The sequence below is a fragment of the uncultured Allobosea sp. genome, from assembly GCF_945957345.1.
Lineage (GTDB): Bacteria > Pseudomonadota > Alphaproteobacteria > Rhizobiales > Beijerinckiaceae > Allobosea.
Genome location: NZ_CAMFKW010000036.1, coordinates 48,285 through 56,381, shown reverse-complemented (window position 1 = coordinate 56,381; position 8,097 = coordinate 48,285). Strand labels below are relative to the sequence as shown.

8 protein-coding genes and 1 tRNA gene are annotated in these 8,097 nt (G+C 66.8%); 5 read left to right on the top strand and 4 right to left on the bottom strand.

Going from position 1 to position 8,097, the window contains the following annotated elements; genetic code table 11:
- The first annotated feature begins 213 nt into the window (after window positions 1–213).
- Together Q0Q36_RS17655 and Q0Q36_RS17650 are read left to right on the top strand one after the other, a co-directional pair.
- Window positions 214–1,269, top strand: coding sequence for a low specificity L-threonine aldolase (locus Q0Q36_RS17655; protein WP_293799866.1), 1,056 nt, complete (start codon window positions 214–216; stop codon window positions 1,267–1,269).
- Window positions 1,270–1,362: 93 nt separating this feature from the next.
- The gene (locus Q0Q36_RS17650; RefSeq protein WP_293799864.1) at window positions 1,363–2,328 is read left to right on the top strand and encodes a hypothetical protein; all 966 of its coding nucleotides are present in this window, start codon (window positions 1,363–1,365) and stop codon (window positions 2,326–2,328) included.
- Window positions 2,329–2,391: 63 nt separating this feature from the next.
- On the opposite strand, the gene Q0Q36_RS17645 is transcribed toward Q0Q36_RS17650, so the two are convergent.
- Complete coding sequence (locus Q0Q36_RS17645; protein ID WP_293799862.1) at window positions 2,392–2,862, bottom strand: Hsp20 family protein; 471 nt, start codon at window positions 2,860–2,862, stop codon at window positions 2,392–2,394.
- Window positions 2,863–3,128: 266 nt separating this feature from the next.
- On the opposite strand from Q0Q36_RS17645, the gene Q0Q36_RS17640 reads away from it, so the two are divergent.
- A complete protein-coding gene (locus Q0Q36_RS17640) occupies window positions 3,129–4,184 on the top strand; it encodes an alpha/beta hydrolase (RefSeq protein WP_293799860.1) in 1,056 nt (351 codons plus the stop codon).
- Here Q0Q36_RS17640 and hisN read toward each other — a convergent pair.
- Entirely contained in the window at window positions 4,089–4,871 is a 783-nt protein-coding gene (gene hisN, locus Q0Q36_RS17635) for a histidinol-phosphatase (RefSeq protein ID WP_293799858.1), read from the bottom strand. The genes Q0Q36_RS17640 and hisN overlap by 96 nt on opposite strands.
- 308 nt (window positions 4,872–5,179) lie before the next feature.
- On the bottom strand, window positions 5,180–6,100 hold the full coding sequence (locus Q0Q36_RS17630; RefSeq protein WP_293799856.1) for an N-formylglutamate amidohydrolase: 921 nt from the start codon (window positions 6,098–6,100) through the stop codon (window positions 5,180–5,182).
- 222 nt (window positions 6,101–6,322) lie between these two features.
- On the opposite strand from Q0Q36_RS17630, the gene cpdR reads away from it, so the two are divergent.
- Window positions 6,323–6,682: a cell cycle two-component system response regulator CpdR gene (gene cpdR / locus Q0Q36_RS17625; RefSeq protein WP_038363805.1), complete on the top strand. Its 360-nt coding sequence runs from the start codon at window positions 6,323–6,325 to the stop codon at window positions 6,680–6,682.
- 167 nt (window positions 6,683–6,849) lie between these two features.
- Window positions 6,850–6,924 (top strand) — tRNA-Val (locus Q0Q36_RS17620).
- Between the two features lie 70 nt (window positions 6,925–6,994).
- Here the strand turns inward: Q0Q36_RS17620 and Q0Q36_RS17615 are convergent.
- Window positions 6,995–7,903 carry a LysR family transcriptional regulator gene (locus Q0Q36_RS17615; RefSeq protein ID WP_293799838.1) on the bottom strand — a complete coding sequence of 303 codons (909 nt, stop codon included), beginning with the start codon at window positions 7,901–7,903 and terminating at the stop codon, window positions 6,995–6,997.
- Window positions 7,904–8,097: the final 194 nt, after the last annotated feature.

Sequence of the window (8,097 nt, the reverse complement as noted above, 5' to 3'; positions counted from 1 at the left end):
TCCAATCTAGGCACAAGCGCCGATTTCGCGCTGCAGCGAAATTTTATTGCAAAATCGAATCCGCACCGGACATTTCCGGAACGAAAGCCAGACTCCGGCAGCTCGGTTCTTGTTTTTGGGCATGACCCAAGGTCTGAGCCCGGCGCGGCGCGCAAGCCCCCTCTCCGCCGGTGCCGCTTGGCAGGAAAGCGGTCCGCGCCTAACGCTCACGTCATGGATTTCTTCAGCGACAACACCGCCGCCGCCAGCCCTCGGGTCATGGCTGCGCTCGCCGCCGCCAATGCCGGCGCCGCCTCCCCCTATGGCAAGGACGACTGGACGCGCCGCGTCGAGGAGCGCTTCGCCGCAATCTTCGAGCGCGAGGTCGCGGTCTTCCTCGTCCTCACAGGCACGGCGGCGAACGCGCTGGCGCTCGCCAGCATCGTCAAGCCCTGGGGCGCGATCCTCACCCATGAGGAGGCGCATGTCGTCGAGGACGAGTGCGGCGCGCCCGAGTTCTTCACCAACGGCGCGAAGCTGGTCGACCTGCCCGGCACCGGCGCCAAGCTGCAGCCGGAGACGGTGACGAAGGCGCTCTCGCATCTGCGTGCCGGCGATTTCCATCAGGTCCAGGCGCAGGCGCTGACGATCACGCAAGCGACCGAGTGCGGCACGATCTATACGCCGGCCGAGGTGCGCGCCCTGAAAGAGGCGGTTACACCGCGCGGCCTGAAGCTCCACATGGACGGCGCCCGCTTCGCCAATGCGCTGGTCACGCTCGGGTGCCCGCCGGCCGAGATCACCTGGAAGGCCGGTGTCGACGTGCTCTCCTTCGGCGGCACCAAGAACGGGGCGCTCGCGGCCGAAGCCGTGATCTTCTTCGATCCGGCGCAGGCCGAGGAGATGAAATGGCGCCGCAAGCGCGCCGGCCAGACGCTCTCCAAGGGCCGCGTCCTCGGCGCCCAGTTCGAGGGCCTGCTCGCCGACGATCACTGGCTCGACCTCGCCCGCCACGCCAATGCGCGCGCCAAGCGACTGGCGGATTCGGTCGCGCAGGGCAGCAAGGCCCGTCTCGCCTGGCCTTGCCAGGCGAACGAGGTGTTTCTCGTCCTGCCGCCGGCCGTGCAGGAGCGCCTGAAGGCTGCCGGCATCGGCTATTACGACTGGTCGGCGCGCTCGCTGCCGCCGGAGGCGACCCTGGAGGTCGGCGAGATCGTCGGCCGCTTCGTCATGTCCTTCGCGACGGAAGCCGACGACGTCGAGCGCCTGATCGCTGCGATCGCGGGTTGAGCGGGCGCATTTGCGCCCCGTTTGCAGCCGCATACCTGCCGCAATCCCTAACAAGACTATGTGCCGAACAGTCAGTCGTTAAGGGAATTTGGCATGGCAGATCGTTCGACCGCACCGGGGCGCATCGCGCTGATGGGCCTGGTCGTGGCCGGCGCAATGGCCGGCATGGCGGGCGCCGCCGGCGCCCAATACTATTATGACGACGGGTACGAACCTTATCCGGCCTATGGCTACGGCTATGGCTATCGTTACGACTATGGCTATGCCCCGCGCCCGCCGGCTGTCGTGCCGCGTGGACCGGCTGCGGTCTCGCCCTATTCGGTCAATGGCCTTGCGGCCCGTCGTTACGGCCTCGCCCGGATCGAACGTTCGATCCGGCGCGAAGACACCTATATCGTCGACGGCGTCACGGCGGGCGGCCAGCGCCAGCGCCTGATCCTCGACGCCTATGCCGGCGAATTGATCCAACGCATTCCCTTGCGCGGACAGGCCGTGCCGGGTCCCAGCGTCGCCCGCGCCGACCCGCGCGAGGAGCGTGCCGCACCGCGCCAGCGCCTCGTGCCCCAGCCGCCGGAACGGCCGCCCGAGTTCAAGGGCCCGGCGGAGGCCAGCGCCCCGGCCACGACTGTTCCGCCCTCCCCGGCAGCACCGCCCGCGCCTGAACCTGTAAAGCCTGCGGAACCAGGCCCGGCCGAGGCCAGCGCACCCGCGACGACCTCACCGCCCTCCCCCGCTGCGCCGCCTGCGCCCGAACCGGTGAAGCCCGCGGAGTCCGGCCCGACCGAAGCGAGTGCGCCCCCAACGGCCGCACCGCCGCAGCCTGCCAAGCCGGCGGAACCCTCTCCCGGCGCGACCAACCCGGAGACCGGCGCCGACAAGCCGAAGCTCGTCAATCCCAGCGATGTACGGAATACCGAGGGCACGGAGCGCAAGCCACCGCTCTCGACTGCCGCACCGGCGTCCGAGGCCTCTTCGATCCCGCCCGTGCAGAACATCGATCCGACCCCATCGACGCCGAAGCCCGAGACGCCGATCGCTCCCGTCGCACCGATGAACTGACTGCCGACAAAAAAGGCCCCCGTTTCCGGGGGCCTTTCGCTTTCATCGAAAGCTTCGCGCTGGTTACGCGGCCTGGGCGACCTTGGCCTCGAGGATCTTGGCCGAACCGCCGGTGCCGATCGCGATCTGGCGCGGCTTCTTGGCCTCGGGAATCTCGCGCACGAGGTCGATATGAAGCAGGCCGTTCTCCAGGCTGGCGCCGGTCACCTGCACGTAGTCGGCAAGCTGGAAGCGACGCTCGAAGGCGCGCGCGGCGATGCCCTGATGCAGGACCTCGCGCTTCTCAGCACCATCGACGGACTGCTTCTCGCCCTTGACGGTCAGCGCGTTTTCCTTGGACTCGATGGAGAGGTCGCCCTCACCGAAACCCGCGACCGCGATGGTGATGCGGTAGGCGTTCTCGGCGGTCCGCTCGATATTGTAGGGCGGGTAGCTCGGGGCGGTCTCGCTGTTCGACGCCTGGTCGAGAAGATTGAACAGACGGTCGAAACCGACGGTCGAGCGATAGAGCGGGGAAAGGTCGAAATGACGCATGATATGTCCTCCGAAGAAGCGACAATGAGGTCGGTCCGCCTCGCCTGAGCGCGGACCTTGGTTTGGCTTGCGCAGCCGGTCTTGGCCTGCGCAGACCTGATCTGGGGAGGCGTTCAGGCTTTTCAAGACCGATTTTCTTCCGCCGCGAAATCAGCCCTCGGATTTCTTTTTCGGCACACCGACATGTTTTCGCATGATATCCGGTGCAGGATGTCGAGCTTGTTGCAGCCACGGTCTGAAGGCGCGGTGGCGATGCGGAGCACCTGATGGCCGAGGCCGCCTTTTTCGCCGATCCGGATTACCCCGTTCCCGGGCACGGCAAGACCTGGCTTGCGACCACGCGAGACGGTGCCGCCTTGCGCTTCGCGAGCTGGCGCCCGACCGTGAAGCCGGTGCGTGGCACGGTCGTCGTCGTGCAGGGCCGGGCCGAGTTCATCGAGCGCTACAGCGAGACCGTCGCGGAATTGCGCCGTCGTGGCTTTCATGTGCTGGCCTTCGACTGGCGCGGCCAGGGCGGTTCCCAGCGCTTCGTCCGCCGCATCCGCAAGGGCCATGTCGGGCGGCTCAAGCATTACGAGGCCGATCTGGCATTGGCCATGGTGGAGATGCAGGCGAAGCTGCCCCCGCCCTATTTCGTCCTCTCGCATTCGATGGGCGCCGCGCTCTGCCTCGACGCGGCCCGCTCGAACGCCTTGCCGGTCACGCGCATGGTCGCGCTGGCACCGATGCTGGGCATCGCGATGATCGCGAATCCCGGCCGGGCCAAGCTGCTGGCGAGCCTGCTCTACTGGCTCGGCTTCGGCCGCGCCTTCGTGCCGGGCGGCGGCGATACCGCGATCGCCACGAAACCCTTCGAAGGCAACCGCCTGACCAGCGACGCCGTCCGCTATGCCCGCAATGCCGCGCTCTCGGCCGCGGCGCGCGAGCTCAGCATCGGCGACCCGACCGTCGCCTGGATCAGAACCGCCTTCCGCCTGATGGCCCGTCTCGCCACGCCTTCGGCCGCGCTGGAGGTGAAGGTGCCGACCCTGATCATCGCCGCCGGCCGCGACCCGGTCGTCTCGACGCCGGCGATCGAACGCTTCGCGGCTCGGCTCAAGACCGGCTCGGCACTTGTCCTGCCGACCGCACGCCACGAGATCCTGATGGAGAACGACGCGATTCGCGCCCAGTTCTGGGCCGCTTTCGACGCCTTCATCCCCGGCGAGGACCAGGCCTTGCCCAGCTCACCCGGAGAGCCTGGCCATGGCGGCCTCATGCAGCGCCTTGCTGCCGGCCGCGAGGATGCGCCCGCCGCCGGCAGCGCTGCCGCCGTCCCATGAGGTGACGATACCGCCCGCGCCCTCGATGATCGGGATCAGCGCGACGATATCGTAGGGCTTGAGACCGCTCTCGATCACGAGATCGACATGGCCCGCGGCGAGCATGCAATAGGCGTAGCAGTCGCAGCCATAGCGCGAGAGCCGGACTTCGTTTTCGACGCGGGCGAAGGCCTCGGCCTCCTCGCCCTTGAACAGGGCCGGCGTCGTCGTCATCAGCGTCGCCGTGGCGAGATCGGTGGTCGGCCGCGTCCGCAGCTTCTTCGGCCCGCCCGGCCCCTCATAGCGCGCCTCGCGCCCATCGCCGGAAAAGCGCTCGCCCGAGAAGGGCTGGTGCATCATGCCGTAGACCGGCACGCCGTTGCGCGTCAGCCCGATCAGCGTGCCCCAGACCGGGATGCCCGAGATGAAGGCGCGCGTGCCGTCGATCGGATCGAGCACCCAGACATATTCCGCATCGGTGTTCTCGCTGCCGAATTCCTCGCCGAGCACGCCATGGGCCGGGAACTGCCGCTTGATCATGTGGCGCATCACCGATTCGCCGGCGCGGTCGCCCTCGGTCACGGGATCGAACACCCCGCCGCGCGACTTGTCCTCCGTCGCGTGCACCGCCCGGAAGAAGGGCAGGATCGCTCGGCCGGACTGCGTCGCCAAATCCGCAACGAAGGCGCCGAAATCGACTGCGCTCATGAACAGGCACTCCAATTTGCTGCTCTGCAGCATCGACTCCGCGGATGGACCACTCGATCCAAGGCTCGGACGCGGAAATATCCGAAAAACCTCGGCTTTTTATTACGACACCATGCACCCACCGCATAGCAACATTGATTTCGACGATTCTAGTTGCGTTTTGCAGCGCACTCTCATATTGTGCACTGCGAAGGGGAGATGACCTCAAACCTTCATTGCCCTCCTTGGGCGTTTCCTCCCTAGACTTGGGCCGCCACGCAAGTGTGCGGCCCTTTTTTCTTTGAATTTCCCCCGCTTCCCCGCTGCCGCTACTCGGCCGCCTCGCGCCATTCGTCGAGCCAGCCACTCCAGCGCGCGAAGCAATCCGCCATCACGCTCGCGATCGCCTGCTCGACCTCGCCGAAGCCGGCATGCGGCTCCAGCGTCGTCTCGTTCATGTAGAGCGCGCGGTTCACCTCGATCTGCAGCGCATGCACGCCGGCAGCCGGCGCACCGTAATGCTCGGTGATGAAGCCGCCGGCATAGGGCCGGTTGCGGGTCACGCTGAAGCCCAGCCGCGTGAAGGCCTGCTCGGCGATGTCGATGATGTAGCCGGAGGCGCTGGTGCCGAAGCGGTCGCCGAGGATGATGTCCGATTTCGCCAGCCCGTCGCGGTCGAGCCCGGCCGAGGGCATCGAATGCGCATCGACGAGAATGCAGGTGCCGAACACGCCTTGCGTGCGCTGGATGAGGCTGCGCAGACCCGCATGATAGGGCCGGTAGAGCTCATCGATGCGGGCGAGCCCCTCCTGGATCGGGATCCGCCCGAAATAGATCTCCTGCCCGTCGCCGACGATGCGCGGGATGGTGCCGAGGCCACCCGCGACCCGCATCGAGCGGGTATTAGCGAAGGGCGGCACCCTTCCCTCGAACATGCGCGGGTCGAGCTCATAGGGCTCGCGATTGACATCGAGATAGGCGCGCGGGAACTCGGCCGCGAGCAGCGGCGCACCGAGCGCAACGCTCTGCGCGAACAGCCGATCGACATAGGCGTCTTCGGAGCGCCGGAGGCTGCGCAAGGGCAGGCGCGCGGCCTCGACGAAGCCGCGCGGATAGGAGCGCCCGGCATGCGGCACGTCGACCACGACAGGCACGACCTGGAGGGCCGGCTGGTACAGGCTGAACGGCCGCTCGATCTCGGCGACGACGTCATCCGGCGCGGGCGGGAAAGGGGTGGAGGACAGGCTCATCTCACCTGACTGAAGCACACAAACCGGAGCGGTTGAAGCGATGTCGCAAACCTGCGGAAATTCAGCGCTGGATTCACGCGTTGTTTACCATGATGTTGCCTTATGGAAGGACATGGTTCCAACTGTGCGGCCGGGTGAGTACCCAACCGTTCCAGACCCGGCCTTGGCCGCGGCGCCAGACGTTATAGAAACACAGGCCTCAGGGACGAACAGATCAGGCCCATGACGAAGATACTGCTCGCCGAAGACGACAACGATATGCGTCGCTTCCTGGTCAAGGCCCTGCAGAACGCGGGCTACGACGTCGCCTCCTTCGATAATGGCCTGTCGGCCTATAACCGCCTGCGCGAGGAGCCGTTCGAGCTCCTGCTGACGGATATCGTCATGCCTGAGATGGACGGCATCGAGCTGGCGCGCCGCGCCACCGAGCTCGACCCCGACATCAAGGTGATGTTCATCACCGGCTTTGCCGCCGTGGCGCTCAACCCCGATTCGCAGACGCCGAAGGATGCCAAGGTGCTCTCCAAGCCCTTCCATCTGCGCGAGCTCGTCAACGAGGTCGAGAAGCTGCTGGCGGCCTGAACGGCCGTTCGGCGTCTCACGGGAAAAGATGCCAACAGCCTCGTGAGAATTTATGCGGCAAACGCCTTGCCACCTGCAAAGCGAGCCGCTATAGCCCCCTCACTCGCAGCGTGATCGCGGCCCACACGGCCCGGACACGCTTCCGGAAGCCACCTCACGGCGGCGACGGGCGCGTAGCTCAGCGGGAGAGCACTACGTTGACATCGTAGGGGTCACAGGTTCGATCCCTGTCGCGCCCACCATTTGATGCCCTTGCAATACAGGGACGAAAGGCCGCCTCACCGGGCGGCCTTTTTGCTTTCCGAGGCTTTCTCAATCCGCCTCGCTCGGCGCGAGCTGCCGCACGAAGCGACGCAGCAACGCCTCGAAGGCCGAGAGCGCCGGCGAGGCCGAGCGGCCACCGGGGCGAATCATCACGATGTCCCGCGCGATCGACGGCTCGGTCAGCGGCCGCACCAGCACCGATTCCGGCGCCACCGCCCGTGCATAGGTCGGCAACACGGCAATGCCGAGCCCGGCCTCGACCAGCGCCAGCGCCGTGGTAATCTGCGTCACCTCATAGGCCGGCTTCAGCGTGATCTCGGCGGTCTCGTAGCCGACCTCGGCGAGCAGGCGGATGCCGCTGTCGCGGGTCAGCGTGACCAGCGGCTCGTCAGCGAGATCGCGCCACGCCACCATATCGCGCTCGGCAAAGCGGCTACCGCGCCCGCAGAACAGCATCAGGCTGTCGCGGGCCAGCGTCGTGCGCTCGATCGTGTCGTCGAGGGCCGGAAAGGTCCCGACGCCGCAATCGGCCTTGCCGAAGCGCACCGCTTCGACGACGAGATCGTTGCGCGCATCGATGATCGCGACCTGCAGGCCAGGATATTTCTGCTGCAGCGCCACGATCGTCGGCGGCATGATCACCGCCGCGAGCAAGGGCGGCACGGCGACCACGATGCGCCCGCGCCGGCGTTCGGCAAGGCCGTTGGCGTTCAGCACGGCCGTGTCGAGATCCTGCACGATCTTCAGCGCAGCCCCGTGGAACTCGCGCCCGCCCTCGGTCAGTTCGACCCGACGCGTCGTGCGGTCGAGCACGCGGATGCCGAGTTCCCGCTCAAGATCGCGCACGAGCTGGGAGAGCGCCGGCTGCGCCATGTTCAGGCGTTCGGCCGCCTTGGTGAAAGTGCCTTGCTCGGTCACGGCCAGGAAGGCCTGGATCTGGCGCAGCGTGATCGCCATGGGTTTTCCGATTTATAAGGATAGCTTCCGAATTCATACGAATGTTATGAGTTGCCGTATACCCTGGCTCTCATGCCATCATCCCTCATCGCCCGGCTTGCATGTCGGGCTGCCAGGGAGAAGGTGTCGGGCAAGGGCATTTCGGATGATGGCGCGGCATGCCCGCACCGCCCGAGGCCGCTTACGTCCGAGCC